24 protein-coding genes are annotated in these 24272 nt (G+C 53.3%); 15 read left to right on the top strand and 9 right to left on the bottom strand.

The annotated features are described in order from the left end of the window. Positions 1 to 91 precede the first annotated feature (91 nt). Positions 92 to 382 (bottom strand): hypothetical protein, encoded by a 291-nt coding sequence (locus N9C89_RS10320; protein WP_263953799.1) that lies wholly within the window; start codon positions 380 to 382, stop codon positions 92 to 94. Positions 383 to 518: 136 nt separating this feature from the next. Between N9C89_RS10320 and N9C89_RS10315 the strand changes: the two genes are divergently transcribed. Continuing rightward, on the top strand, positions 519 to 1112 hold the full coding sequence (locus tag N9C89_RS10315) for a TetR/AcrR family transcriptional regulator (protein ID WP_263953798.1): 594 nt from the start codon (positions 519 to 521) through the stop codon (positions 1110 to 1112). A gap of 54 nt (positions 1113 to 1166) precedes the next feature. On the opposite strand, the gene N9C89_RS10310 is transcribed toward N9C89_RS10315, so the two are convergent. After that, positions 1167 to 2078 carry a pirin family protein gene (locus tag N9C89_RS10310; RefSeq protein WP_263953797.1) on the bottom strand — a complete coding sequence of 304 codons (912 nt, stop codon included), beginning with the start codon at positions 2076 to 2078 and terminating at the stop codon, positions 1167 to 1169. Between the two features lie 195 nt (positions 2079 to 2273). On the opposite strand from N9C89_RS10310, the gene N9C89_RS10305 reads away from it, so the two are divergent. After that, positions 2274 to 2786, top strand: coding sequence for a hypothetical protein (locus tag N9C89_RS10305; RefSeq protein WP_263953796.1), 513 nt, complete (start codon positions 2274 to 2276; stop codon positions 2784 to 2786). Positions 2787 to 2807: 21 nt separating this feature from the next. Here the strand turns inward: N9C89_RS10305 and N9C89_RS10300 are convergent, their stop codons facing one another. The 3 genes from N9C89_RS10300 to N9C89_RS10290 are packed head-to-tail and all read right to left on the bottom strand — an operon-like array spanning position 2808 to position 5725. After that, positions 2808 to 3398 (bottom strand): TadE/TadG family type IV pilus assembly protein, encoded by a 591-nt coding sequence (locus N9C89_RS10300; protein ID WP_263953794.1) that lies wholly within the window; start codon positions 3396 to 3398, stop codon positions 2808 to 2810. A 15-nt stretch (positions 3399 to 3413) separates the two neighbouring features. After that, positions 3414 to 3962, bottom strand: coding sequence for a TadE/TadG family type IV pilus assembly protein (locus N9C89_RS10295; RefSeq protein ID WP_263953793.1), 549 nt, complete (start codon positions 3960 to 3962; stop codon positions 3414 to 3416). Continuing rightward, the gene (locus N9C89_RS10290) at positions 3959 to 5725 is read right to left on the bottom strand and encodes a TadE/TadG family type IV pilus assembly protein (RefSeq protein WP_263953791.1); all 1767 of its coding nucleotides are present in this window, start codon (positions 5723 to 5725) and stop codon (positions 3959 to 3961) included. Before N9C89_RS10290 ends, N9C89_RS10295 begins: the two co-directional genes overlap by 4 nt. 392 nt (positions 5726 to 6117) lie before the next feature. Here N9C89_RS10290 and N9C89_RS10285 point away from each other — a divergent pair, with 392 nt between their 5' ends. The 4 genes from N9C89_RS10285 (at position 6118) to N9C89_RS10270 (ending at position 12136) form a co-directional block, all read left to right on the top strand. Then, entirely contained in the window at positions 6118 to 7548 is a 1431-nt protein-coding gene (locus N9C89_RS10285) for a Glu/Leu/Phe/Val family dehydrogenase (protein WP_263953790.1), read from the top strand. Between the two features lie 111 nt (positions 7549 to 7659). Beyond that, on the top strand, positions 7660 to 9657 hold the full coding sequence (dnaG, locus tag N9C89_RS10280) for a DNA primase (protein WP_263953789.1): 1998 nt from the start codon (positions 7660 to 7662) through the stop codon (positions 9655 to 9657). Between the two features lie 116 nt (positions 9658 to 9773). Further along, positions 9774 to 11750 (top strand): RNA polymerase sigma factor RpoD, encoded by a 1977-nt coding sequence (gene rpoD, locus N9C89_RS10275; RefSeq protein WP_263953788.1) that lies wholly within the window; start codon positions 9774 to 9776, stop codon positions 11748 to 11750. A gap of 32 nt (positions 11751 to 11782) precedes the next feature. After that, positions 11783 to 12136, top strand: a complete 354-nt coding sequence (locus N9C89_RS10270; RefSeq protein WP_263953787.1) for a DUF1294 domain-containing protein — start codon at positions 11783 to 11785, stop codon at positions 12134 to 12136. Positions 12137 to 12176: 40 nt separating this feature from the next. Here the strand turns inward: N9C89_RS10270 and yghX are convergent, their stop codons facing one another. Further along, positions 12177 to 13064 carry a YghX family hydrolase gene (gene yghX, locus N9C89_RS10265; RefSeq protein WP_263953786.1) on the bottom strand — a complete coding sequence of 296 codons (888 nt, stop codon included), beginning with the start codon at positions 13062 to 13064 and terminating at the stop codon, positions 12177 to 12179. A gap of 90 nt (positions 13065 to 13154) precedes the next feature. Here yghX and N9C89_RS10260 point away from each other — a divergent pair, with 90 nt between their 5' ends. The 4 genes from N9C89_RS10260 to ribD all read left to right on the top strand — a co-directional run bounded on the left by N9C89_RS10260 (position 13155) and on the right by ribD (position 15958). Then, positions 13155 to 13574, top strand: coding sequence for a secondary thiamine-phosphate synthase enzyme YjbQ (locus N9C89_RS10260; RefSeq protein WP_263953785.1), 420 nt, complete (start codon positions 13155 to 13157; stop codon positions 13572 to 13574). A gap of 120 nt (positions 13575 to 13694) precedes the next feature. Further along, complete coding sequence (locus N9C89_RS10255; protein ID WP_263953784.1) at positions 13695 to 14201, top strand: hypothetical protein; 507 nt, start codon at positions 13695 to 13697, stop codon at positions 14199 to 14201. A gap of 189 nt (positions 14202 to 14390) precedes the next feature. Next, on the top strand, positions 14391 to 14858 hold the full coding sequence (gene nrdR, locus N9C89_RS10250; protein ID WP_263953783.1) for a transcriptional regulator NrdR: 468 nt from the start codon (positions 14391 to 14393) through the stop codon (positions 14856 to 14858). After that, on the top strand, positions 14855 to 15958 hold the full coding sequence (ribD, locus tag N9C89_RS10245) for a bifunctional diaminohydroxyphosphoribosylaminopyrimidine deaminase/5-amino-6-(5-phosphoribosylamino)uracil reductase RibD (RefSeq protein ID WP_263953782.1): 1104 nt from the start codon (positions 14855 to 14857) through the stop codon (positions 15956 to 15958). The genes nrdR and ribD overlap by 4 nt, the downstream gene beginning before the upstream one ends. Here the strand turns inward: ribD and N9C89_RS10240 are convergent. The 3 genes from N9C89_RS10240 to N9C89_RS10230 all read right to left on the bottom strand — a co-directional run bounded on the left by N9C89_RS10240 (position 15955) and on the right by N9C89_RS10230 (position 20555). After that, positions 15955 to 18039 carry a capsular polysaccharide biosynthesis protein gene (locus N9C89_RS10240; protein ID WP_263953781.1) on the bottom strand — a complete coding sequence of 695 codons (2085 nt, stop codon included), beginning with the start codon at positions 18037 to 18039 and terminating at the stop codon, positions 15955 to 15957. The genes ribD and N9C89_RS10240 overlap by 4 nt on opposite strands. Before the next feature lie 5 nt (positions 18040 to 18044). Beyond that, entirely contained in the window at positions 18045 to 19172 is a 1128-nt protein-coding gene (locus tag N9C89_RS10235) for a polysaccharide biosynthesis/export family protein (RefSeq protein WP_263953780.1), read from the bottom strand. 135 nt (positions 19173 to 19307) lie between these two features. Continuing rightward, positions 19308 to 20555, bottom strand: coding sequence for a capsule biosynthesis protein (locus N9C89_RS10230; RefSeq protein WP_263953779.1), 1248 nt, complete (start codon positions 20553 to 20555; stop codon positions 19308 to 19310). 222 nt (positions 20556 to 20777) lie between these two features. Here N9C89_RS10230 and N9C89_RS10225 point away from each other — a divergent pair, with 222 nt between their 5' ends. The 5 genes from N9C89_RS10225 to nusB are packed head-to-tail and all read left to right on the top strand — an operon-like array spanning position 20778 to position 24133. Then, positions 20778 to 21389, top strand: coding sequence for a riboflavin synthase (locus tag N9C89_RS10225; RefSeq protein WP_263953778.1), 612 nt, complete (start codon positions 20778 to 20780; stop codon positions 21387 to 21389). Between the two features lie 2 nt (positions 21390 to 21391). Beyond that, positions 21392 to 21967 carry a hypothetical protein gene (locus N9C89_RS10220; RefSeq protein WP_263954436.1) on the top strand — a complete coding sequence of 192 codons (576 nt, stop codon included), beginning with the start codon at positions 21392 to 21394 and terminating at the stop codon, positions 21965 to 21967. A gap of 8 nt (positions 21968 to 21975) precedes the next feature. After that, positions 21976 to 23085, top strand: coding sequence for a 3,4-dihydroxy-2-butanone-4-phosphate synthase (ribB, locus tag N9C89_RS10215; RefSeq protein WP_263953777.1), 1110 nt, complete (start codon positions 21976 to 21978; stop codon positions 23083 to 23085). Beyond that, positions 23085 to 23642, top strand: coding sequence for a 6,7-dimethyl-8-ribityllumazine synthase (locus N9C89_RS10210; protein WP_263953776.1), 558 nt, complete (start codon positions 23085 to 23087; stop codon positions 23640 to 23642). The genes ribB and N9C89_RS10210 overlap by 1 nt, the downstream gene beginning before the upstream one ends. Beyond that, complete coding sequence (gene nusB / locus N9C89_RS10205; protein WP_263953775.1) at positions 23639 to 24133, top strand: transcription antitermination factor NusB; 495 nt, start codon at positions 23639 to 23641, stop codon at positions 24131 to 24133. Before N9C89_RS10210 ends, nusB begins: the two co-directional genes overlap by 4 nt. The last annotated feature ends 139 nt before the right edge of the window (positions 24134 to 24272 follow it).

The raw sequence follows: 24272 nt of genomic DNA, 5'->3' as shown, positions 1-24272 counted from the left end.
TAGGGCAAGAATGTTGATTTTCTTTGCGTCTGTTATCGGGGAATCGCCAGACTTGCAACGCGTGTTGCCGTTTTCGAATGTGGCTTTGAGGCTATAGCGAGGAATGTCGCTCAACTGCCGCAGCAAGCTCTGATTTCGTTTTTGGATCAATCACAGGCCCGCTGATCTGTTTTGCTCTGTTCCTGAGGCTGTCTGTTCCGCCAATTTCAGCAGGCTCTGCTGTCACATCCCCAGCGTCTTTCAACAGCGTGCCGAGCGGCTTTAGACTGGGGTACTCCGTGGCTTCCACAGCTTCAGAGAATTGCGTCTTCGGCACAGGAGGCGGGGAACATGCGCTTAGCATAGCGCAAACAATAACCCCAAGACTGATTGAATGGCGCAAAGCGGCCCCCTGACATAGCAATAAGACCGAATATAGGGCTGTATCGTGATTGGGCAAGTAGGAGAAAATGATACAAGTTGCTGTCGTGATCTCGTGGGTGCTTTTCAATGAACAGTCGTTCATTTAATGTGCCGGTATGGCACGAAAAACAGGCTCACACTCAAAGATAACCGGCCCACGCATCCGAACAGCGGCTCTAACGCTGTTTGCTCGGCACGGGTATGCAGCGGTTTCCATGCGACAGATCGCAAAAGAGGTCGGCGTACAGGCGGGGGCGCTCTATCTTTATACGCAAGATAAGCAGTCACTGCTGTTTGACCTGATGAAATCCCACATGGATGAGCTTTTCGAAGCGCTCGAACAACTTCCTCCCGTTGACGACCCAAGTTCAGAGCTCGACGCGTTCGCCCGTTTTCACATCGCATTTCATATAGAACGCCCCGAAGCTGTTTTCGTGGCCTATATGGAGTTGCGAAATCTAGAGCCGGAAAATTTCACGAAGATCGAAGAAATGCGGCGGCGGTATGAGGCGCGTTTGGAAGATATCGTCAAGCGTGGAGTGGAAGCGGGCGCATTTACGGTTGCCGATAGTAAGCTGGCGACAATGGCGTTGATCGCAATGCTAACGGGAGTGAATACATGGTACCGCGCGGATGGTCGCATGAGCCAGCAAGAGGTGGCTGATATCTATGCCCAAATGGCGATGAATGCAGTTGGGGCAAGCGTTTAGCCATCACTTAAAATGAAAGAGGGCGCGCGGTGCACGCCCTCAAGTGTTATTAGATCAATGCGCCGGTCGGATGAATGTTCCGTTGCGCAACTCAGAAAAAGCCTGCTGCAATTCTTCGCGCGTGTTCATCACGATTGGGCCATGCCAAGCGACGGGCTCTTGGATCGGCGCGCCAGATACCAGCAAAAACCGCAGTCCTTTCTCGCCAGCTTGAACGCTGATTTCGTCGCCCGTGCCAAATCGAACAAGCGTGCGGTTTCCGGACATGTCGCGGATATTTACCTCTTGACCCCGCACCTCTTTTTCAAGGAGGACGCCTGTCGGGCTAGAAGCATCGCTAAACTTTCCCTCACCTTCGAATACATACGCAAAGGCCCGTCTGTAGGTGTCGACTTTGAAGGTTTTACGTACGCCCGCTGGCACGAAAATATCCAGATACTGTGGGTCGGCGGCAATACCATCGACAGGCCCGCGCTTGCCCCAAAATTCGCCAATGATGATTTTGACGCGCGTGCCATCGTCATCAATGATCTCTGGTATATCGCTGCCTTTGACATCCTGATACCGCGGTGCGGTCATCTTGAGATCGCCAGGCAAGTTTGCCCACAGTTGGAAGCCATGCATCTGCCCTGCGTCGTTCTCGGAAGGCATTTCCTGATGCATGATGCCCGATCCGGCGGTCATCCATTGAACGTCGCCCGCGCCGAGTACGCCGGTGTTGCCAAGGCTGTCACCGTGCTCAACCGCGCCAGAGAGTACATAGGTTATAGTTTCGATCCCACGGTGCGGATGCCACGGGAATCCTGCTTTGAATTTTTCCGGATCGTCGTTTCGGAAATCATCAAACAACAGGAATGGGTCAAGCATATCGGGGTTCTGAAAGCCGAAAGCCCTGTGAAGGTGGACGCCAGCGCCCTCAATAGTCGGGACGGCTTGGGTTGTATCAAGAATAGGTCGAAGAGACATAACAGTACTCCTTTGTCATCTGAGCATAACATAGTGTTCACCGCTCTGTGGAAAACTGCACTTTCTGCACAGCGTTTGTGGTTTTTCGCGCAGAACTCCTCGGCGTGACATGCTTCTCTCTGTTCTTCTTCGCGGAACCAAGCTAGAGCATGCGTCGTGAGAAAAACGAATTCAGGCGAGAAGAAGGATTTCGGCATGAACGATCCGCTTAACCTTGAGCAGGTTGACGCAAATGAAACGCTTGCGGTTATCCAAGCATCTGTTGCGCGGCGGTATTTCGGCCTCGGTGTTCTTTATTCCTTTGGAGCAATACTTCTCTATATCGCGGCTGCGACACCACCTTCTGATGTCAAATGGCTGGCATTTCTAATACTCGTTGCTGTTGGTGATCTTGTAGTTGCCGAGATGTTTCGCCGTGCAACACTTTGTTCCATCCGGCTTACCAAAGAGGGGATGTATTGTTCCGACGGGAAGTTGATGGTCGCAATTGATAACATCAAATCGGTAGAGCGAGGCGTATTCGCGTTCAAACCTTCGAACGGCTTTATGGTTTCGACCAAAGAACGGCAATCGCGTGTGTGGGCTCCGGGGCTATGGTGGCGTGTTGGAAAACGCGTAGGGGTTGGCGGTGTGCTTCATGCGAGCCAGACAAAAAACATGGCCGAAATGCTCGTCGCTTTATCGACGCGGCACCAAACTGAAAATTAGTTTTTGATGACGACCTGCAGCTTAAGAGTTGCAGCTTTCCCAGCATAGACGCGGCACAAATCGCGACCGAGTGACCGCGATCTCGTTCATCTCAAGAACGGGCAGACCGACGTTAAATGTTGGCTGATAGGACATATTCGTCTCGATCATCAATACGTAGTCGTCTTCTGGCATAACAGGAATTGCGCCGTCGAATGACATCAACGTTTCCTGAGTGAGGGCAGGGGTTGAGCCTGTTGCATATGACCACTCATTGCTCAGGACGCGCGGGTTTTCGTCGCCGATGTCGCAATCGGACACGCACCGAATTGACGTGATGCGTAGCCAAGTTTCTTCGTCAGCGGAGTCAGCGAGAGAATTGAAGAGTTTTAGCAGTCCGTCAATGTAATCAGCGTCCACGGTGTTAAGTTCGCGACTGATCATGTCGGCAACAGTAAAGGTGGCCTTCAGGTTTACACTGCGGGCCTGAAAGGCATCAAAAAACGCAAAAGTTGCGACATAGGCCCACGTCAGAAGCGGAAACATAAGGATCGCTTCAACAGACATTGATCCTTCGTCTCGTTTGGCGAAGCGTCGGAGCGACTTGGGTGTGAATTTTTTGAGGGTACTCATGCCATTCATCCCGTTCTAGTTCGGTTCGTTCACAAAAGCAGAGGTGGATACAATCGCATAGCCACCGTCTTGATCGTGCTTAGGTAGGTCCAGACCATAGGCCGACGATTGAAAGAACGGATCGACGATTACACAGACCCGAACCAACATCATTTCGTTTTGGTCGCCACCTTCAAACTGCGTGACCGGTTGCACCTCTTCGGCGCGGTCAACACAGGTTGTTGCTGCTCCGAGTGGCTCCCAAGTCAATGTGCTGACCGGACGAAGCTCGATCAGCATCACGTCTTCACAATCTGGAATAACGCGGGTCTCAGAACAAATGCGCTCTTTTAGTTCGTTATGTGTTGGCGGATTCCACGTTCCAAGGCGCAGGTCACGAACCGCAAGGTCCACAGCGCGCTCTAGCATCACTTGCCGTGTCTTAATCACGCCCACCTCAATGGACCCAAGCAAAAGCGACATGAACATCGGGAACAGGATCACGAATTCAATCGTAACGTTCCCTGTTTCGCTTTTGCGGAACCGGCGGAATGCCTTGGTAATGTAGTGCCCTAAACGTATCATTGTGTCAGTCGCAACCTGTTGATCTGGCTAGCAATTGTCGCAAAGGTCGAGGAGATCTCGGTGCCGTCAATATCGAAGAAGTGGTTTGGTGTACTTGCACACGTGCGCATCACGTCAAGGTAATCTGAGTGTACCTCAAAACCGATGGTAAAGATGAGCATGCCTTCGGCCTTGGCAGCGTTACAGGAATTATAAAGATTTGTATCCTGGGTAGAAGGCTGCACTGTAAAGTGTGCATTCTGCCGACCAAGTGCACCGTAGTTCTTAGCCCACTTTGTACCTTTTATCATCCAAACTTCGGGCCAGCTGAGCTGCTTGGTGTTGTTAAGGTCGCCATTTTCGTCTTGAAGCTTTGGCTTGTCTGTCCGATAGCCGCAATCCTTGTATTTTCTGCCACCAGACCAGTAGCTCCAGCAATCCCATTCGTAAGTACCGGGTGCAAAATCCAGCCATACGTTTTTGTCGTTGCCATAACCGTCTTCCACGAAGGAATACCATTCGTCATATTGAGAATAGTAAATTCCAAGGAAGCCTTCGGTTTTGTCCTGCCATACAACTGAGGGGCCGCTTTTCTTGCTGCTGCGCAGTTGTCCACGACCTTCATGTTTACCGTCTGTCATCAGCACGATAACCTTCGACGCGTTACGCTCTCCATATGCAAATGGGCGCTGGGCGTACTCTGAATCGATCGGGGCTCCGTCACCGGAAGTGAGGGCGGAAATTGCGGGTTGTGCTGCTGGATCTAGTAGCGCAACGCCCCATTTCATCCCCATGTCAATCGAGGTTGAGCCGGTTGCGTAAAGGTCGTCAATAAAGTCATCTACATCGTTGTAGTCGGACAGCAATGGCTGAATCGCTCGCTGCCCGTTGTCCCAGACATCGTCGCAAACGCGTGAACTACTGCTGCTTAGATTTGTGTTGTATCGGTTGATGTGACCCGCTCGGTCAAGCTCCGCTGAGGGGCTTACAGCTGTTTGGCTGAATTCGTCAGAGGTGAAGTCGACACAGTTATTATAATCGTGATCTGCGCGAAGGTTGAACTGCGAGGCAAGGTCCGAACCGATATCAACCTGTTCTTCATAAGGGACAATAGAAAGCGAAACGCGACCGTTCTCTACGGTACAAGACTGCTCTCTGTTAGGGTCTGTTGGGTTACACAGCATCGCGTAACCAAACTCTTTGGCCGCCTGCTGAAGTTCGTAAAGCTTTGTGTTGCCGGTTGCGGAATTGTACCCCATCGAGCCGGATACGTCGACGACCAGCGAAATTTCAACGTCTGTGATGCCCTCTTCCGCAGTTGAGGCCGATGGTGCGGAAAGGGTTTCGATGCCAACAAGGCCCATAAAGCTGGTGTCAATGGAAACGCCAGTTTCGAGCGACACACGGCGATAGTTGCGCTGGCCGCCAGAGCTGATTGTTTCGTGGTCGATCACAAGATCGATATTTCCAAGACCGCTGGTCTCAAAATAGTTGCGAACAACAAGTTCTGGATCGAGGTCCTGCTCAAGGCTGGCCGCTGCTAGGATCGCGCGGTCGGCAGCGTATTGAACGCGGGTCCGCTGGGTCTCGAGATGCATGACATCTACGGCCATGCCCGACACGAGCAACATGATAACGAACATGAACATAGAGAAGAGAGTCAGAGATCCGTCGTTGTTTCTCCGGAATTGAGTCGCCGATCGAAGCGCTCTCGCGAAAGGCGCTTTGATAACATTGGTGGTCACATTGCTAGCGGCTTTCCCGCGTGTCGTGTGATTTTCCATATTTCTAACCCCGCAGATGGTCCCAGCGAACTCTAAAACTCATTCAAATGTCACAATTTAATATCAGCGCCACGAAGGGCATGCGGCAGCCGATTTTGGGAATGCCACCGTTCGTTAATAATCAATTGATGTGGCAAGAATGGGGCAAAGTTGGGTGATTAGGGCGCGAGCACTGCCGGATTCATGACCAAACGTCAAATAATTGGTTAACCGTTTCTGAATACGGAACAATTTCGAAGTTTTTCGTTGAATTGAGTCATGTTTTGAAACTGAGTAAAAAATGTGCAAAGCTTGGTTTTTGTTTGCGTTAACAGGGTTTCATCCGGTCCAAATAAGCCTAGTCTGATCCCCTTATTATAGTCTTAATTCGAATCCTATTTCAGGAGCTCTGCATGTCAGTCCCAAACGAACCAACCTTCCGCCAGTCTGTCGATTTGATGTTCAATCGCGCTGTTGCGCTGATGGATCTCCCGCCGGGACTGGAGCAGAAGATCAGGGTCTGTAACGCGACCTATACTGTCCGATTCGGTGTGCGTTTGCGTGGCCAAATTCAGACATTTACTGGCTACCGTTCGGTTCATTCCGAGCACATGGAGCCCGTGAAAGGCGGCATTCGCTATGCCATTAGTGTTAATCAAGATGAGGTCGAGGCACTTGCAGCATTGATGACCTATAAATGCGCCCTCGTCGAAGCCCCTTTCGGCGGTTCAAAAGGGGGGCTTTGCATCAATCCCCGAGAGTACGAACCGCATGAATTGGAATTGATCACACGTCGATTTGCCTACGAGCTGGCCAAACGGGACTTGATCAACCCGAGCCAAAACGTTCCCGCGCCGGATATGGGCACTGGTGAGCGCGAGATGGCATGGATAGCTGACCAATACGCGCGCATGAACACCACGGATATCAATGCGCGTGCTTGTGTGACGGGTAAGCCATTGAACGCCGGTGGTATTTCAGGCCGCGTCGAGGCGACTGGACGAGGTGTGCAATACGCGCTTCAGGAGTTCTTCCGCTATGAAGAGGACAAAAAGAAAGCCGGCCTCGAAGGTAAACTCGACGGTAAGCGCATCATCGTTCAGGGGCTTGGAAACGTTGGATACCATGCGGCCAAATTCCTGAGTGAAGAGGATGGTGCGATCATCACCGGCGTTATCGAGCATGACGGCGGTCTCTTTAACGAAAGCGGGCTTGATGTTGATGCTGTCCGGACATGGATCGTCAACCATGGCGGCGTTAAAGGCTATCCGAACGCCACTTTCGTAACCGAAGGCGCGAAACTGCTTGAGCAGGAGTGCGATGTGCTTATTCCTGCGGCGCTTGAAGGGGTAATCAATCTGACAAACGCGGACAGGGTGAAGGCGCCATTGATAATCGAGGCTGCGAATGGTCCGATTACCGCGGGTGCGGATGAGATTCTGCGCAAGAAAGGCTGCGTTATCATTCCCGATATGTATGCCAACGCGGGTGGTGTGACGGTGTCGTATTTCGAATGGGTCAAGAACCTGAGCCATATCCGTTTTGGCCGTATGCAACGCCGCCAAGAAGAGGCGCGGCACCAGTTGGTCATAGACGAGTTGGAGCGACTTGATCGCTATCTCGGCGATGCTTGGTCTATGACACCGGAGTTTAAAACCAAGTACTTGCGTGGCGCGGATGAACTGGAGCTCGTTCGCTCTGGTTTGGACGACACGATGCGTATTGCCTATCAGTCTATGCGCGAAGTTTGGCATGCCAGAGACGATATCGAGGATTTGCGAACCGCTGCCTATCTGGTTTCAATCAACAAAGTTGCCGCCAGTTATCAGGCCAAAGGGCTCTAAAGCGCGAGTAACGCTTAGACTTTTCATAGAAGTGCATCGGCCTATTCGGGCCGGTGCGCCGTATGTTCAATTCGCCTAGACTCTGTCAGCTTGGTTATGGATACTGCTCGCATGAGTCTGCCCCCTGGATTTCTTGATGAACTTCGGACCCGAACATCGCTTGTGCAGGTGGTCGGTCGCAAAGTCATGTGGGATCCTCGAAAGTCCAATCAGGGCAAGGGCGACATGTGGGCGCCTTGCCCCTTTCATCAGGAAAAAACGGCGTCTTTTCATGTGGATGATCGCAAAGGGTTTTATCACTGCTTTGGGTGTCACGCGAGCGGGGACGCCATCAGTTTTGTGCGCGAAACCGAAAACGTAGACTTCATAGAAGCCGTTGAAATTCTCGCTCAGGAAGCTGGGATGCAAATGCCTGCGCGTGATCCGAAAGCACAGGAAAAGCAGGACCATAGAACCGAAATCGCCAAGGTGATGGAGCAGGCGGTGCAGTTTTTCCGCCTTCAACTCAAGACTGGTGCCGCTGAAGGCGCGCGTGGCTACCTTGAGCGGCGCGGGCTTACTCTTCAGGCACAGGAGCGTTGGGATATCGGGTATTCGCCGGATAATCGGCAAGCTCTGTTCCAACATCTCACGGGAAAGGGTGTTGCGCCCGAGTTGATTGTCGATGCTGGCCTTTGTGCCAAACCAGATGATGGCGGTGCACCATATGACAGATTCCGTGGCCGTATCATCTTCCCGATCAGAGATCCGCGCGGCCGGGCGATTGCCCTAGGCGGGCGAGCGCTCGACCCGAATGCGCGCGCTAAATACTTGAATTCGCCCGAAACGCTTCTCTTTGATAAGGGCCGAAGCCTCTACAATCACGGTCCTGCGCGTGAAGCCGCTGGCAAGGGGAAGCCGCTGATCGTTGCCGAAGGGTATATGGACGTGATCGCGCTTTCAGAGGCTGGGTTTGGCGCAACGGTCGCTCCGCTTGGAACTGCGATCACCGAGGACCAGCTTCGCCTTTTGTGGCGTGTCGCGCCTGAACCGATTATCGCGCTTGATGGAGATACCGCGGGGCTTCGCGCTGCTATGCGTGTTATTGATTTGGCGTTGCCGATGCTCGAAGCAGGGCAAAGCCTTAGGTTCGCGATAATGCCCGAGGGAAAAGATCCTGACGACGTGCTGAAGAGTGACGGGCCAGATGCTATGCAGCGCCTGCTTGATGGTGCAATGCCGATGGTCAATCTCCTCTGGCAACGTGAAACTGAGGGCAAGAATTTCGACAGCCCCGAACGAAAAGCCGCGCTCGACAAGTCTTTGCGTGAGACAGTTAAAAAGATCCGCGATCCGTCTATTCGTCGTCATTACGCGGATGACCTAAACCGTATGCGCCACGCGTTGTTCGGACCGGTTCCCGCTGGCGCGCCTGCACCTTCCGAAAGCTTTGATCGCAAGCCATCCTTTGGTGGTGGTAAGTGGCAAGGGGGGCGCAAGAACTGGCGCAATACGGGCCCGTCGGTACAGCCAACAACAAAAACTTCGCTTCTTGCTACAGGCAGCGATGAGGCAACGATCTACCTTCGGGAATGTGTGGTTCTGGCAACTTTGCTACGTAATCCGGGTTTGATCGAGAGGTTTGAAACACCTCTTGAGCGTTATGATTTCTCGACCGAAACTCACAACCTTATCCGTGATGTTTTATTGCGTGTTGATCCAGCTTCGGACGTAGAAAGCGCACTGCTTGACGCAATCGGACCTGAAGCCCTTGAAAACCTCACTGCGCCGCGCCATGTGCAACTTGCCCCTGGGGTGAGGAGCCCCTCGCAAAGTGAGCTTGCTGAGCTCTGTGTTGAGGAGGAAATGCGCAAACTCATGGCGTCATACGGAGCCGAGCGCGAAATTTCGGAAGCCATGAGGGATATGGAAGGCGCGGTTGATGAGGGCATGACTTGGCGTCTCAGTCAGGCCGCAGAGGCCCGCAACAAAGCGAGCCGCAGTGAGGGTGAGGACAAAGCCGCATACGACATCGCCGAAAACGGCACGAAAATGAACCGCGAGGAACGGTCTGCGTTCGACGGACTTCTCGCAAAAATCCAAGGTTCCCGCCAAAAAGCGAAGCGTTAAACGCGTTTGGTGAGGAATCGGTAAAGAAAACCAGCTAAACGGGTTGCGAATCATCGGGTCGCATTGTTGATTCGAACAACTGATTCGCTTACAGCCCGCTTTTGTAGGAGCACTGAATGGCCGCCAAAGATACAGACGACCGCAAGCAAGATGATCAAGACGCAGAAGCAGGCATGGACATGAGCCAAGCTGCGGTCAAGAAAATGATCGCTGAAGCGCGCGAGCGTGGCTACATCACTTACGATCAGCTTAATCAAGTTCTTCCCCCCGATCAGGTCTCAACTGACCAAATCGAAGATGTGATGTCGATGTTGTCCGAAATGGGCATCAACATCATCGAAGATGAGGAAGAAGAAGAGAAAGCCTCCACAGAAGTCGCAACAACTTCCGAGAACCGTGAAGTCACCGTTGCCACAACGACGACCGAAGTTCTTGACCGTACCGATGATCCGGTGCGGATGTACCTGCGCGAGATGGGCTCGGTTGAGCTGTTGTCCCGCGAAGGCGAGATCGCGATTGCCAAGCGGATCGAAGCGGGCCGTAATACGATGATTGCCGGGCTTTGCGAAAGCCCACTGACATTTCAAGCGATCACCATCTGGCGTGACGAGCTTCTTTCCGAAGATATTTTGTTGCGCGATGTGATCGACCTTGAGACGACATTCGGCAACACGATGGAAGACGACGAGGACGAGCAAGAGCCGGTGACGGCTAATCTTGACGTGTCTTCTGGCGCCGAAAAGAAAGAAGAGAAGCAAGAGCTTGACGCGGACGGCAACCCGATTGCCAACGACGACGACGACGATGAAGACGAACAGGCCAACATGTCGCTCGCCGCTATGGAAGCTGCGCTTAAACCTCGCGTTCTTGAAACTCTGGACCAAATTGCGCGTGACTATGAAAAGCTTTCGGAGATGCAGGACTTGCGGATTTCCGCGACCCTGAACGAAGACGAAAGCTTCTCCAAATCTGCTGAAGGCACCTATCAGGAGTTGCGGTCGGAGATCGTGGTTTTGGTGAACGAACTTCACCTCCATAACAACCGGATCGACGCGTTGATTGACCAGCTTTATGGTATCAACCGCCGCATCATGTCGATTGACAGCAACGTTGTGAAACTTGCTGACCAAGCCCGCATCAACCGTCGCGAGTTTGTCGAGGCCTACCGTGGTCGCGAACTTGATCCGACATGGCTTGAAGATATGGCAGAGAAGCCCGGCCGTGGTTGGCAGAGCTTTATTGAGCGGTCGAGCGACAAAGTTACTGAGTTGCGCTCCGAAATGGCGCAGGTTGGCCAATATGTCGGTCTGGATATTTCCGAATTCCGCCGCATCGTGCAGCAGGTACAAAAAGGTGAAAAAGAGGCCCGCCAAGCCAAGAAGGAAATGGTCGAAGCCAACCTTCGCTTGGTAATCTCGATTGCCAAGAAATACACCAACCGTGGCTTGCAATTCCTTGATCTTATTCAGGAAGGCAACATCGGCCTGATGAAAGCGGTTGATAAGTTCGAATACCGTCGCGGCTATAAATTCTCGACTTACGCGACGTGGTGGATCCGTCAGGCGATCACACGCTCTATCGCAGATCAGGCCCGCACAATCCGTATTCCGGTTCACATGATCGAAACGATCAACAAACTTGTGCGTACTGGCCGCCAGATGCTGCACGAAATTGGTCGCGAGCCAACGCCGGAAGAGTTGGCCGCTAAACTCCAGATGCCACTTGAGAAAGTGCGCAAGGTGATGAAGATCGCCAAGGAGCCGATTTCGCTCGAAACACCGATCGGGGACGAAGAGGATAGCCAACTCGGTGATTTCATCGAGGATAAGAATGCCGTTCTTCCTCTGGATAGCGCGATTCAGGAGAACCTCAAAGAGACCACAACGCGGGTTCTTGCCAGCCTCACACCACGCGAAGAGCGCGTGTTGCGGATGCGGTTCGGCATCGGGATGAACACTGACCATACCCTGGAAGAGGTGGGCCAACAGTTCAGCGTGACCCGCGAGCGTATCCGGCAAATCGAAGCCAAGGCGCTCCGCAAGCTCAAGCACCCAAGTCGGAGCCGAAAACTGCGCAGCTTCCTTGACCAATAAAGAGCAAGGCGCCCAACGCGGCGCCTTTTTCTATGTTTCATCTTGATACTGCCCATCCTGAATATTGGATCTGCCTTTACTTTGGGGCGGTTTCGCTTTTGGCGTTTTTGTGGATGGGTTTGGATAAGCTATATGCCGCGCTAGGTTGGCGTCGCATTCCCGAGCGGCGGCTTCTGTTTTTCGGGTTAATCGGCGGTGGCGCTGGAACCAAACTCGGGCAAGTGTTCTTTCGCCATAAGACGCGCAAAGAGCCAATGCGAAGCCAAATCCAACGCCGTCTGGTCTGGAGCGTTGTTTTGTTTCTCGCGTTTGTGATCCCGCAAAGCCGCGAGGCGCTCATCGAGATGATGACCTCTGCCACCAATGGGCTCGCGCATTTAGGCTAACCGGCTCTCATGAAAAGAGCCGGTTGCCGTTTTTCACTTCTTAGGTCAGGTGCTCATTGAAGAACGCAATCGTGCGTTCCCACGCCAACTCTGCGGCCGCTTCGTCGTAGCGCGGCGTTGAGTCATTGTGAAAACCGTGGTTAACGCCTTCATAGATGTGAGCCGTGTAGGTTTTGCCATGTTCCTTGAGCGCGGCTTCATATGCTGGCCAGCCCTCGTTTACGCGTTCATCAAGTTCCGCATATTGCAGCAAAAGCGGTGCTTGAATTTTTGGAACATCCTCGGCGCTGGCTTGTCGGCCATAAAATGGTACTGATGCTGACAACTCTGGATAGGCCACAGCAAGCGCGTTGCACACGCCGCCTCCATAACAGAACCCAACGCAGCCGGTTTTTCCTGTTGAAAGTTCGTGCCCCATAAGGAATTCCGCACCGGCAAAGAAGTCGTTCATGAGTTTGGTGGAATCCACGGTTCGTTGCAGGTCGCGGCCATCTGCGTCATTGCCGGGATAGCCGCCCACCGATGTTAGCCCATCGGGTGCCAGCGCCATAAAGCCAGCCTTTGCAACACGTCTGGCGACATCCTCGATATATGGATTTAGGCCACGGTTTTCGTGAATAACAAGAACCGTCGGAAAGGGGCCTTCGGAAGTTGTTGGCTTAACAAGATAGCCGCGAACATCGCCGTGGCCATTAGGGGACGGATACGTGATGTATTCAGGATCAATATCCGGATCCGTAAATTTCACTTGTTCCGCCAAGGCGTAATTAGGGCTTAGCATTGAAAGGATTGCGGACGCTGTCAAAGTCCCGACAGCAAATTTTCCTGCTTTATCAAGAAATTCTCGCTTGGTAATTAATCCGTGGGCGTAAAAATCGTAAAGGTCGAGCAGTTCTTGATCAAAGTCTTTTGCGGTCATTCGAGTCATAATATGCTCCTGTAGGTGCAGAATGAAACACTAGTATACCACGCTCTAGAGGCTCTGTGTTTGACGATAATTTGAAGAGGCCACATACAAATGAACTTTGAACTGAACATCGATACGCACGGCGCTGGCCTTTATGAGTTCACACATTCTGTACAAGCCAAGCTCCGCGAAGCTGATGTGCAAGGCGGGTTGCTCACGCTGTTTGTTCGGCACACATCTTGTTCGCTGCTTATTCAGGAGAATGCGGACCCTGAGGTGCAGACCGATCTGCAAAACTTCTTTCACAGATTGGTTCCGCCCACCACGGATCCTTCGATGTCTTACCTAACACATACATATGAAGGGCCAGATGATATGCCCGCGCATATCAAAGCAGCGATGATGCCGGTTAGTATTTCCATTCCTATTGTTAGCGGAGCTTTGGCGCTTGGTACTTGGCAGGGCATCTATCTTTTTGAGCATCGCAACGCATCGCACAGGCGTAGAGTTGCCGCACACGTTGGGGGATAACGAGATGCTCAAGCAGTTTTCTCGATAATATCAGGAGTTGTGAGTTCTACGACATGGACCTGCTTCGTATTCCATTATACGTTAACCTTAATTTCAATCGTCTGTAGAAGGATGTAAATTATGCCTTTTGTTAAGAATTTCCTATTGGCTGCCACAGCCTGCGGTGCGCTTGCAGCTTGTAATGCAGGGACTGTTTCCGTTGGTGCTGGTGGTAGTGGTGGCGGGGTTGCTGTTTCTGGCAACGTCGGATCACCGGCTGCAAGTGTAAGTCGCTATGTTGCCAGTAACTCAATGGTTGTACTCGGAGCTGGCTACGGCCATTTCGAGGTTCAGCAACGCGCTGGCAAAGGCGGCTCGGATTATTGGTGTGCAGCGGGCGAATATGTCATCGAAGCACTTGGCCAGCGCCCAGGAACACGGATCTATCTTGAAAAGCCATTCGGTCCAAGCAATCTGACGAGCGCCAAATCAATTGGCTTTACGTTTGCGCCGGATGCTTCCTTCAAAGCTATGGCTGATGGTGTGAACAGCGGCCTGACAATGTCGATGAAGACCGTCGGCTCGAACTGGTCTGCGGAACATAGCCGCTCGCAATGTAGCAATCTTATCTACAACGGCTTCTTCTAGAAGGTCGTTTCCAGATTACACAGAATGGAAGAGGGGAGCATTTTTGCTCCCCTTTTTCGTGCGGGGCTGATTCATCAGGGCAACAGTCGTGAGAATGGATGTAGTAGCAAATTTTCCCCACTACCCAAGACTTCGCGTCTGCCCTATAGTTTCTGTAGATAGATCGAAACAAAACCCAAGGGAGTGGGAATGCGCTGCCCATTTTGCGGAAACGTCGACACCCAAGTTAAAGATTCACGTCCAGCTGAGGATCATGTCGCCATTCGAAGACGACGGTTCTGTCCAGCTTGTGGAGGACGTTTCACGACATACGAGCGCGTTCAACTGCGCGACCTTGTCGTGATTAAGACAAACGGTAAGCGCGAAGAGTTCGATCGCGATAAGCTTGAGCGTTCTGTCCGCATTTCGCTGCAAAAGCGCCCTATTGAACGGGAGCGGACGGAGCAGATGATTTCCGGTATAGTACGCCGTTTGGAAAGTATGGGCGAAACCGATATTCCATCGGGCACCATCGGCGAGATTGTTATGGAAGCCTTGGCACGAATTGATACGGTTGCCTATGTGCGCTTTGCCAGTGTGTACAAAAACTTTCAGGCGGCCGATGACTTTGACAAGTTTGTCAGCGAATTACGCCCACCAACACAGACGGACGAGTGACCAGCCTAGAAATCGATCAGCGGTTTATGCGCGTTGCTCTTGGCCTCGCGAGGTCTGGGCTTGGGCAGGTTTGGCCCAACCCTTCGGTGGGCTGTGTTCTCGTTAAGGACGGCCAAATAATCGCCGAAGGCCGAACGCAAGAGGGGGGGCGACCCCACGCGGAGGTTGTCGCTTTGCAGGGCGCGGGTGATGCAGCAAAGGGCGCGACGGCCTACGTTACGCTAGAACCCTGTACGCACCACGGTAAATCACCGCCTTGTTGCGACGCTTTGATCGCGGCTGGTGTTTCGCGCGTTGTCTATGCGGTTGATGACGTTGATCCTCGGGTCGCTGGTAAAGCCGCAACCATTCTCGAACAGGCTGGTATTAAGGTTACTTCTGGTGTCCTCAATGCCAAAGCGCGCGCGCAGAACGCGGGCTTTTTCAAAAGGGTGCAGGAAGGTCTTCCACTCGTTACTCTAAAGCTCGCTATGAGCTTGGATGGACGGATCGCGACCGCGACAGGCGAAAGCAAATGGATAACGGGCCCAGACGCGCGGCGCCATGTCCACCGTAATCGCGCCGAACACGATGCCGTCATGGTGGGAGGCGGAACGGCCAGACACGATGACCCATCCCTGACGGCGCGCGATGTCGGGGCCGTATCGCAACCTGCGCGCGTTGTTGTTTCTGCGCAGCTTGATTTGCCGCTGTCTGGCAAACTTGCCGCCACAGCAAAAGACATCCCTTTATGGATCGTTCATGCCGCTTCGGCTCCGAAGGAGATCACACGAGCGTGGGAGGGAGTTGGCGCGCGGCTCTTGCCTGTTCCATGTGGACGCGATCTACGCCTTTCGCCGCGGGAGGTCCTCAGCGCTTTGGCTGAGCAGGGGCTGACGCGTGTGTATTGCGAAGGCGGAGGGCAGCTTGCGGCGTCATTGTTGGAAGCGGGGCTCGTTGATGAGCTTCACGTTTATACTGCTGGCATAACAATAGGTGCGGACGGATTGGCTGGCGTTGGGCTTATGAGCCTTGCGAAGCTTGCGGATGCGCCTTCGTTTGAACTCGTCACAGCACGACCGCTTGGTAAAGATATGTTCCAGCATTGGCGTAAAACCTAGCGTCGCCACAACCCAGCAAAGTCTGAAAACGCATCTTGAAGGCGAGACAGAATGCGCAAGGGCGCTGGTGTGGGAAGATCGATGTTTGGATCAGACAAACGCTCGATCCAGACTTCGGGTGGGCAGATACGATTTGTGATCGGATCATAATAGCGCGGTGCATTGATGAGCGCGGCATGTGCCAATGCGATACGGTCAGGCCTTGCCACGCGCCGCGCCGGAACCTCGCCGAGATCCGTGGTTAATCCCCAGCCAGCATAAAACGGGGTGCCAAGGCAGGTTACAGGAATTCCACGAATAAGCGCTTCAAATCCGAGGAGTGACGTCATGGTCCAAACTTCATTAACATCGCTCAACAGTGAAACAGGATCCGTTTCCGTCGCGATGTGATCAGCATAATCAAGAACCGCTTCATCCGCTAAATCGCCGACCCTTAAGCCGCGCTCAACATCGGGGTGCGGTTTGTAGATCAGAATGGCACTAGGATTGCGCGCGCGGGTTTCTTGCAGCAGAGCAAGATTGGTTCGCAACTGCTGGCATCCCTTTTGAATGGATGCATCATCTTCAACCTGTCCAACAACAAGAATCCGGTGACCTTTTTTGAAGTCCAACTGAGTGGAAGCTGAAACGTTGTATTTGCTTAGTCCGGCAATTGTAATGGCGCGGATGAGGCGCTCGGCGCGATGTCGGCTTGCTTCATCAAGCCCGTCCGACGCGTTGATGAGTTTCTCAAGCCGACTTTCCCTTCGCGGGTCATAGTATACACCAAGGTCATCTATGATGAGAGAAGAGGCGGGTGCGAGCGCAGCGCCCAGCCCTCTGGACCGGATAAAGCCGTCCTCAACCTGAAGAACAGGGACGCCTGCCGCATTGGCATCGGTTAGGAACGCATCGGTAGCTTTGCTGGCCCAAGCGAGAATAGGGCGATTGCTCGATTTGGCTTTTTCGATTGCTGCCTTCGGTGTGCTGACAAAGCTCAGTTTTGCGTAGGCCCCAAAGATCTTACGAAAGCTGTTTCGTTTCCAAGCGCGCGTTCCAAACACAACATAACCGGCGTGGTCACTTCGCCAAGCAGCAGCCTCGGCACCGAGCGTTTCGATAACATCCTCAAGCTCGCATAACCGATCCGAGAATGGATCATACCATTTCGGGTAAAGGATCATTGCGGCGGCAAAGAGTTGCGCGCGCGAGAGCTGTCTGGTTCTGCGCGCAACGGGGTATTCATCTTGGGTTAGGCCCCAACCTGCATAAAAAGGCTGTCCAAAAACGCGGGGTTTATGCCCAGCGAATATCGCTTCAAAGCCAAGTTGCGATGATACGGTGTAAACAGCAATTGCCCCTTCCAAAAGCTCATGCGGCGATACTTCAGAGCTCAAGATTTGAACGCGGTCGCTCTCGTCGTCTTCGTTATAATAGCCTCCGCGCGCGCCTCCAATCGTTTCGGGGTGGGACTTTATGATAATCCGCGCGCCTGGATGTTCCGTTTGGGCGAACACCAACATTTCCTTGAACCGTATTTCATCGGCATCGTTCGCCAATACCGCAGCGTCGTTGCGGGTTTGATCGATAACCAGCACATATCCGGGTTCTGGCAAGGGAGTATCGGGCGAAAAATTGTTGTACTTGGAAAGGCGAAGCGCCTTGATCCGCGAAATGGCATCGCGTGCGCGATCTAGTAGTGCGGTATCGTCCAGTGGTTCGGTCGCGAGTAGTGTTTCCAGATCAGAGGGGCGGGCAGGATCGAAATGAACGCCCTGTTTGTCGATCAGGAGCCCGAGCGCGGGCGCACCGCCCAAGCGCGCAGGCAAGACAGACCGCAGGAATGGGTCTTCAACGCGGAGGATTGGCGCGTCCGTTGCGTTGGAAACAGCTTCACCACGGTTGCTTGTCGGGCTTTGCCCCCAGACACCAACCCAATCACCTTTTTCGGGTTTGCCTAGATTTACAGAATAGCCGGCAAGCGCAAGGATGCGTCTGACACGCTGTTGAGTAAGAAAACCACCGTTGTAGACAAACAGTTTTGTAGCCGGATCATTCTCGCGCTGTGGCCCGTTGCCCGATTGCGGAATGTGGTTGGCCATTTGCCTTACTGCAATCCGTTGGCCAGTGTTGTTACGTTTGCCGCAGGTGCGATGATTGAGGATAGCGTTTTTTGGAAACGAGTGTAGGGCGCCTCGGTGACGTAAATGGTGTCTTGCTCACGGATGGCAAAATCGCGCGCTTCGAAAATACCGTTCGGCTTTGTCAGGTCGAGCACATAGATCACACGCTGGTCGCCCTTGAGGTCGGTGCGCCCCATGACTTTGTTTGCAATATCAGCAGGCTCATCACGGAACACAAATATACCGGTTGGGTCGGCAAGATTTGAATTCAATCCTCCAACGAGTGCGAGCGCCTCGATGGCCGAAATTGTTTGTGTTTCAAAGTTTACGCGCTGCTGGCCGCCGGTTGCCCCCATTGCGGTAAAGGCGCGCTTGTCTCTTTCCACGAGAATCTGGTCGCCGCCCCGAAGAGGGATGTCCATTTCAGGGTTTGCATAAAGATCATCAAGCCAAATGGTCCCCTTGCGGTTGCCTCGGGTAACAGTGATTTGTGCTTGTTCTGGTTCAATTGAAACACCGCCAGCGCGCGCAAGCATTGCGCCCAGCGTACGGGTCGGGCGCTCGATTGCGTAAACGCCTTGGCCGGTTACAGCGCCCATAAGCGCAACTGTTGATCCATCTCCCGCCAGACGACGCACGGTCACTTGGGGGTCTGGCGTTTGCTGGTCGAGCTTTCGCGTGATCATGTTGCGCAAGGCTTCCGGAGTGTTGCCGGATGCACGAATGCGGCCCGCATAGGGGACGAAAATGAAGCCTTCGCCATCGACTTGTATCTCTTCGAGAACGGTTGCTGTTTGCGGAACGCCGAGGATCGGAACATCTGTATTTTCCCAAACGGACACGCCAAGCCGATCACCGGGGCGGATGACATCGGAGCCCAATACGCCAGCATTCCTGAATTCTGCCGAGAACCCCAGTGCGGGCGGAACAGATGTCGCGCGCGTAACATGATCGTTCACCTCGACAACAAATGAATCGCCGTCTTCAAGAATAGAGCTTGTGAAAATCTCGTTCCGGCTTGGGCCTGAACGGGGCAGGGTGCATGCGGAAACTGCTGCCACAAACACAAGAAGGGCGACCGCACGGACGCCTTTGGAAGCCTGTAATGTCACTGTCGAAGCTCCTCGATTATTCTGCTGCCTCGTTTTTTCGATTAGATTACTGGAACTGCTATGTTTTGCATAGGTTCGGGCGGCGTGGTGGAGCGGAACCTCCGCGGACTGTTGCTCTCTGGCCGCGATGAATATTCACAATGCGGAATAAGGGTCTGACTCAGCGAGCATTTTCTCAACCACCTGTCTTAGAAGCTGGCTGCGCCCACGACGTGAATAAAACCCACCGGCAACTTGAGATGTTTCAAGCAGAAAGTGCCTATAATCAAGATACGAGCTATGGTCGGGGTAAACGGGATCAGCAAAGAAATCCGGAAGGTCTTGAGCGGAAACAAATTCCGGTTTGTTGTATACGGCTTCGCCAAAAATTTTAAGCGGAAGGCCACGCCAAAGGGCTTGCTGTGCCGCTGTTGAGTTGATGGTGGTTACGGTTTTAGCGCCATCCATCAAAGTTGCCAGCTTGCCGCCTTTTACGAAATGCACGCGGCCAGCAACTCCGTTTTTGCGCGCGCATTGGCGAATGTGGCGACGGAGGGGAAGCTGTCCATTTTCTAGCGGGTGAGCTTTGAAAACAAGAATGTGGTGAGGCGCGGCACCTTCGGCAAAGCCCTTGACTACAAGCTCGATAAAGCTCGCCATGGTTGGCAGCGGGCTGTGCGCCTGAAAGCTGCTGTCATGCTCCAGCTGCAATAGGGCGAGATGAAAAGGTGCTCCAGATGATTTAATGCGTCGGGTCGCGAGGATACGGTCGAGCCAGTGGAATGGCATGAGGATCAGTCGCTTGAAATACAACCAAAACTCCTGACTGACGGGCAGCGCCCTATGCCTTTTGAAGTTTCGGTAGCGCCAATTCGTGAACATCACAAACCAGTGGTACAGAGCGCCATAAAATACGTGTTGTTTCAGGTCGCCCCAATGCGCGGGCGCTTCGGCATGGTCTGCTTTTGTCTTGCCGATTTTGCACTGGATATTGGATAGCGGCGTGTCGATGAGCGCGGAATAACCGTTTGAGCCATCACGCTCATAGGTTACCCAGTACGGGCGCAAATATCCCTCTTCAAAAATGTGTACCGTAAGGCCGGACTGCCGAGCGATTTCTATCGCTTTTGCGTGTATCGGCCGAGTGTCGCCGTAGAGCACGATGTCGGTGATGCCTTTGTCGGCGACGATGTTTTTGAACGCTTTGGGCCACGTTTCTTGGGGAGCATTGAAGCGGATATAGGTTGATCCCTGAGGCCAGAAGACCCCATCGCCCTGATTAAATCCAACGCGCCAGCACGTCGCTCCAGTCTTTTGCAAGAGCTTGCCCAACTGATAGAAAAACGGTCCGTGTGGTCCTTGAAGGAATAGGAAGCGTCGCTGGGGCGCGGGTGGTTTTGGCATTACCAAGATATCTCGTCGGTCTTGTAGAATTCCGTGAGCATAGCAGCTATTTTCCTAATTGCAGGTCAACAATTTACGATGGCTGATATTTGTAGGTCATTCGGCAAAGAAGTGGGCGAAATCGATTACTATTCTTTCGCGACACAGCGTCGGTCTTGCGTGTCTTGGCTGTAAGGGCTACGTGAGGAGTGAAATTGCAATTTGGATATTGCGGAGAGCCATATGTTTACCGGAATTATCACTGATATCGGCACGGTCCTTGAAGCGGAACAACGCGGCGATCTGCGCGCGCGGATCGGCACGAAATATGACGTAAAAGGCATCGATATCGGCGCATCGATTGCGTGCAACGGGGTATGCCTGACCGTGATCGATCTGGGTGTTGAGCCCCAGAATTGGTTCGACGTGGAAATCTCTGCTGAAAGCATCGAAAAAACCAACATCGGCACGCAAGGCCACGCATGGCGCGAGGGCTGCAAAATCAATTTAGAGCGTGCGTTGAAAATCGGTGACGAGCTTGGCGGACATATCGTGTCTGGCCATGTTGACGGTGTTGCTGAAATCATTGCGCTTGAAGACGAGGGCGACAGCACGCGTTTTACCTTCCGCGCACCAGAGGCGCTTGCCAAGTTTATCGCGCCCAAGGGCTCCGTCACATTGAATGGAACGTCGCTTACCGTGAATGACGTTGATGGCTGTGACTTCGGGGTAAATATCATCCCGCATACGAAAGAGGTCACAACGTGGGGCGCGGCAAAACAAGGCGATGTCGTCAACATCGAGATTGATACAATGGCACGTTATGTTGCGCGGCTTCAGGAATTCTCTTCGTGAGCATGATCGGACATAATGGCGGGCCAGTCACAGGGACTGGCTGGAACAAGCATTGCTGGTCCAAAGCGCGAAAAGACTTGCTGCCGCAATTGCCGATTGAGGTGATCCGCACGCGGTTGCGACGCGCTAAAGAGCTGGGCCTAGATTACAAGTCCTATGCGTCCGTGCGCTCAAAAACCGGCCACGACATTGTTGCGCTACTGTTTTCCTCGAATGCTCTGCGGGTGTTTAAGGATGGCCAGCCAGTTGCTGAAGCAAAACTCCAGAAGCTCGCGGCGTTGAAACACTGCGACAGTTTGATCGCGGCGGCCATACCCGTGTCGCCGCAATCCTTGGCCAACCAGCTTGAGGACGGCGGCGTTCAGGTTTTGACAGCCTTCGAGGCTCCGACCCTCGCACACGGAATTCGCGAAACAAGAGAAGCCTTTAAAGCTGCGCTTTCACCTTCAAAGCTGCCTGGCGATAAGGTTTTAATTGTGGGGGACACGATGCTCGAAGCTGAATGGGCCGACATTGCCCGATTGGGCGCATATTTACCCGCCGAAACGTATTTTGCCGGCCAGAATTGCCAGAGTTAGGACAACGCATGACAGATTCCGCACAACACTACACAGATGCGATTTCCTCCGTTGAAGAGATTATCGAAGATGCCCGCAATGGCCGTATGTTCATTCTGGTGGACCACGAAGACCGCGAGAACGAAGGCGATCTTGTCATTCCGGCCCAGATGGCAACGCCAGATGCGATCAACTTCATGGCGACCCATGGCCGTGGACTGATATGCCTTTCTTTGACTGGTGAGCGCCTTGACCAGCTTGGCCTTCCGCTCATGAGCACCAAGAACAGCTCGCGCCATGAAACCGCCTTCACAACCTCTATTGAAGCACGCGAAGGTGTTACAACCGGCATCTCTGCGCATGATCGGGCGCTGACAGTTGCTGTTGCGATTGACGCAAGCAAAGGTGCGGCTGACATCGCGACCCCTGGTCACGTTTTCCCACTCCGTGCGCGTGAGGGCGGGGTGCTTGTTCGCGCAGGGCATACAGAAGCGGCCGTCGACATTAGCCGTCTTGCAGGTCTGAACCCTGCTGGCGTGATCTGTGAAATTATGAACGAAGACGGCACCATGAGCCGCCTGCCTGACCTCGTCGCGTTTGCACAGAAACATAACTTGAAAATTGGCACCATCAGCGATCTGATCGCTTATCGCCGACGTCACGACAATCTTGTTCGGGTGCGTACGCAAGAATCCATCGAATCCGAATTCGGCGGCAATTGGGATATGCGCATCTATACTGACGAAACACAGGGTGCGGAGCATATCGCGCTTGTTAAGGGCGATATCTCTACGGATGAGCCGGTTTTGGTACGGATGCATGCACTTGACCCAATGCACGATGTAATCGGCGCGGGCGGGAAGGGCCGTGCGAATGAGTTTGGTGACGCGATGAACATCATCGCAAAAGAGGGGCGTGGTGTTCTTGTTTTGCTAAGAGATTTGCACATGAAACTTGCTGCCAGTGCCGAAACCTCGCCGCAAACCCTTCGCCAATACGGCCTGGGCGCACAAATCCTTTCGTCGCTGGGCTTGTCCAAGCTTGAGCTGCTTACAAACTCTCCGTCGCCTAAGGTTGTGGGCCTTGAAGCCTATGGCCTCGAAATTGTCGGAACCCGCAAGATATCAGGAGCAGAATAATGGCCGGACACGAGCAACACTACATCCTGCCACGCGCTGAGTTTTCGAAACCCGTCAAGCTGCTCATCGTTGTGTCGCCCTACTACAAAGACATTGCTGACAATATGGTCAAAGGTGCAGTTGCCGAAATCGAAGCTGTTGGCGGCACTTATGAAATCGCCGAAGTGCCGGGCGCGCTCGAAATCCCGACCTGCATCGGCATCGCTGATCGGCAATCGAATTTTGACGGATATGTCGCGCTGGGCTGTGTTATTCGTGGTGAGACAACGCATTATGATACGGTGTGCAATGACAGTTCACGCGCCATCCAGTTGCTTGGTCTGCAAGGACTCTGCATAGGAAACGGCATCCTGACCGTCGAAAACCGCAAGCAGGCCGAAGTGCGCGCCGATCCAGAAGATCAAAACAAAGGTGGCGGTGCAGCAGCTGCGGCCTTGCATCTCATCGCGCTTTCGCGCAAATGGGGCCGTCAAGGCAAAGAGGTCGGTTTCCGACCTGCCACAGACGAGATTCAGATCGCCAGCGCTGGCGGCAAGGATGATGGAACAAACGCATGACCAACGACGCCGCCAAACCGCCGAAACGCAAGACGGACAATCGCCAGAGAAAATCCGCCTCTCGGCTCTATGCCGTTCAGGCGCTGTTTCAGATGGAAGCCTCAGGCCAGACAATCGACTCTGTCATTGCTGAATTTGCTGAGCACCGCTTTGGTGAAACCTATGAGGGCGATGAAATGGCGGATGGTCATCCGACATTGTTCCGCACATTGGTTGATGGCGCGGTGAACCATCAGGCAAAAATTGACCAGATGACAGATCGGGCTCTTGTGGCAAAGTGGCCCATTGCTCGGATTGATCCAACTCTGCGTGCGCTGTTCCGTGCCGCTGGTGCAGAACTTGTTGAAACAGAGACGCCACCGCGCGTTGTCATCTCTGAATTCGTCGATATTGCCAGCGCGTTCCATCCAGAGGGGCGCGAACCGCAGTTTGTGAACGCTGTTCTTGATCATATGGCACGCGAAGCCCGCCCAGAGGCGTTCTCGGGCTAACAACCTGACAATTGGTTTAGAAGGCGGCGAAACCGCTGCGACCGTACAGGCACTGATTCCCGGGGACCTGTATATACAGGTGGGCACCAGATAATCGAACCAGGGTCCGAACAGAGCCAGCTCCCGTGGAATTGCTTAA

This window comes from Halocynthiibacter sp. SDUM655004 (assembly GCF_026015885.1).
GTDB classification, from domain to species: domain Bacteria; phylum Pseudomonadota; class Alphaproteobacteria; order Rhodobacterales; family Rhodobacteraceae; genus Falsihalocynthiibacter; species Falsihalocynthiibacter halioticoli.
Note: the sequence above shows the minus strand (reverse complement) of the source record. Positions and strands in the feature narration are given on the sequence as shown.

Bases quoted from the DNA above. Each gene is read 5' to 3' on its own strand.
- rpoD (WP_263953788.1), top strand. From the start codon at position 9,774: ATGGCCGCCAAAGATACAGACGACCGCAAGCAAGATGATCAAGACGCA.
- N9C89_RS10210 (WP_263953776.1), top strand. From the start codon at position 23,085: ATGGCCGGACACGAGCAACACTACATCCTGCCACGCGCTGAGTTTTCG.
- N9C89_RS10290 (WP_263953791.1), bottom strand. From the start codon at position 5,725: ATGGAAAATCACACGACACGCGGGAAAGCCGCTAGCAATGTGACCACC.
- dnaG (WP_263953789.1), top strand. From the start codon at position 7,660: ATGAGTCTGCCCCCTGGATTTCTTGATGAACTTCGGACCCGAACATCG.
- N9C89_RS10300 (WP_263953794.1), bottom strand. From the start codon at position 3,398: ATGAGTACCCTCAAAAAATTCACACCCAAGTCGCTCCGACGCTTCGCC.
- N9C89_RS10230 (WP_263953779.1), bottom strand. From the start codon at position 20,555: ATGCCAAAACCACCCGCGCCCCAGCGACGCTTCCTATTCCTTCAAGGA.
- N9C89_RS10240 (WP_263953781.1), bottom strand. From the start codon at position 18,039: ATGGCCAACCACATTCCGCAATCGGGCAACGGGCCACAGCGCGAGAAT.
- N9C89_RS10295 (WP_263953793.1), bottom strand. From the start codon at position 3,962: ATGATACGTTTAGGGCACTACATTACCAAGGCATTCCGCCGGTTCCGC.
- N9C89_RS10255 (WP_263953784.1), top strand. From the start codon at position 13,695: ATGCCTTTTGTTAAGAATTTCCTATTGGCTGCCACAGCCTGCGGTGCG.
- N9C89_RS10315 (WP_263953798.1), top strand. From the start codon at position 519: ATGGCACGAAAAACAGGCTCACACTCAAAGATAACCGGCCCACGCATC.
- nusB (WP_263953775.1), top strand. From the start codon at position 23,639: ATGACCAACGACGCCGCCAAACCGCCGAAACGCAAGACGGACAATCGC.
- N9C89_RS10305 (WP_263953796.1), top strand. From the start codon at position 2,274: ATGAACGATCCGCTTAACCTTGAGCAGGTTGACGCAAATGAAACGCTT.
- N9C89_RS10225 (WP_263953778.1), top strand. From the start codon at position 20,778: ATGTTTACCGGAATTATCACTGATATCGGCACGGTCCTTGAAGCGGAA.
- N9C89_RS10285 (WP_263953790.1), top strand. From the start codon at position 6,118: ATGTCAGTCCCAAACGAACCAACCTTCCGCCAGTCTGTCGATTTGATG.
- nrdR (WP_263953783.1), top strand. From the start codon at position 14,391: ATGCGCTGCCCATTTTGCGGAAACGTCGACACCCAAGTTAAAGATTCA.
- N9C89_RS10310 (WP_263953797.1), bottom strand. From the start codon at position 2,078: ATGTCTCTTCGACCTATTCTTGATACAACCCAAGCCGTCCCGACTATT.
- yghX (WP_263953786.1), bottom strand. From the start codon at position 13,064: ATGACTCGAATGACCGCAAAAGACTTTGATCAAGAACTGCTCGACCTT.
- ribB (WP_263953777.1), top strand. From the start codon at position 21,976: ATGACAGATTCCGCACAACACTACACAGATGCGATTTCCTCCGTTGAA.
- N9C89_RS10220 (WP_263954436.1), top strand. From the start codon at position 21,392: ATGATCGGACATAATGGCGGGCCAGTCACAGGGACTGGCTGGAACAAG.
- N9C89_RS10270 (WP_263953787.1), top strand. From the start codon at position 11,783: ATGTTTCATCTTGATACTGCCCATCCTGAATATTGGATCTGCCTTTAC.
- N9C89_RS10260 (WP_263953785.1), top strand. From the start codon at position 13,155: ATGAACTTTGAACTGAACATCGATACGCACGGCGCTGGCCTTTATGAG.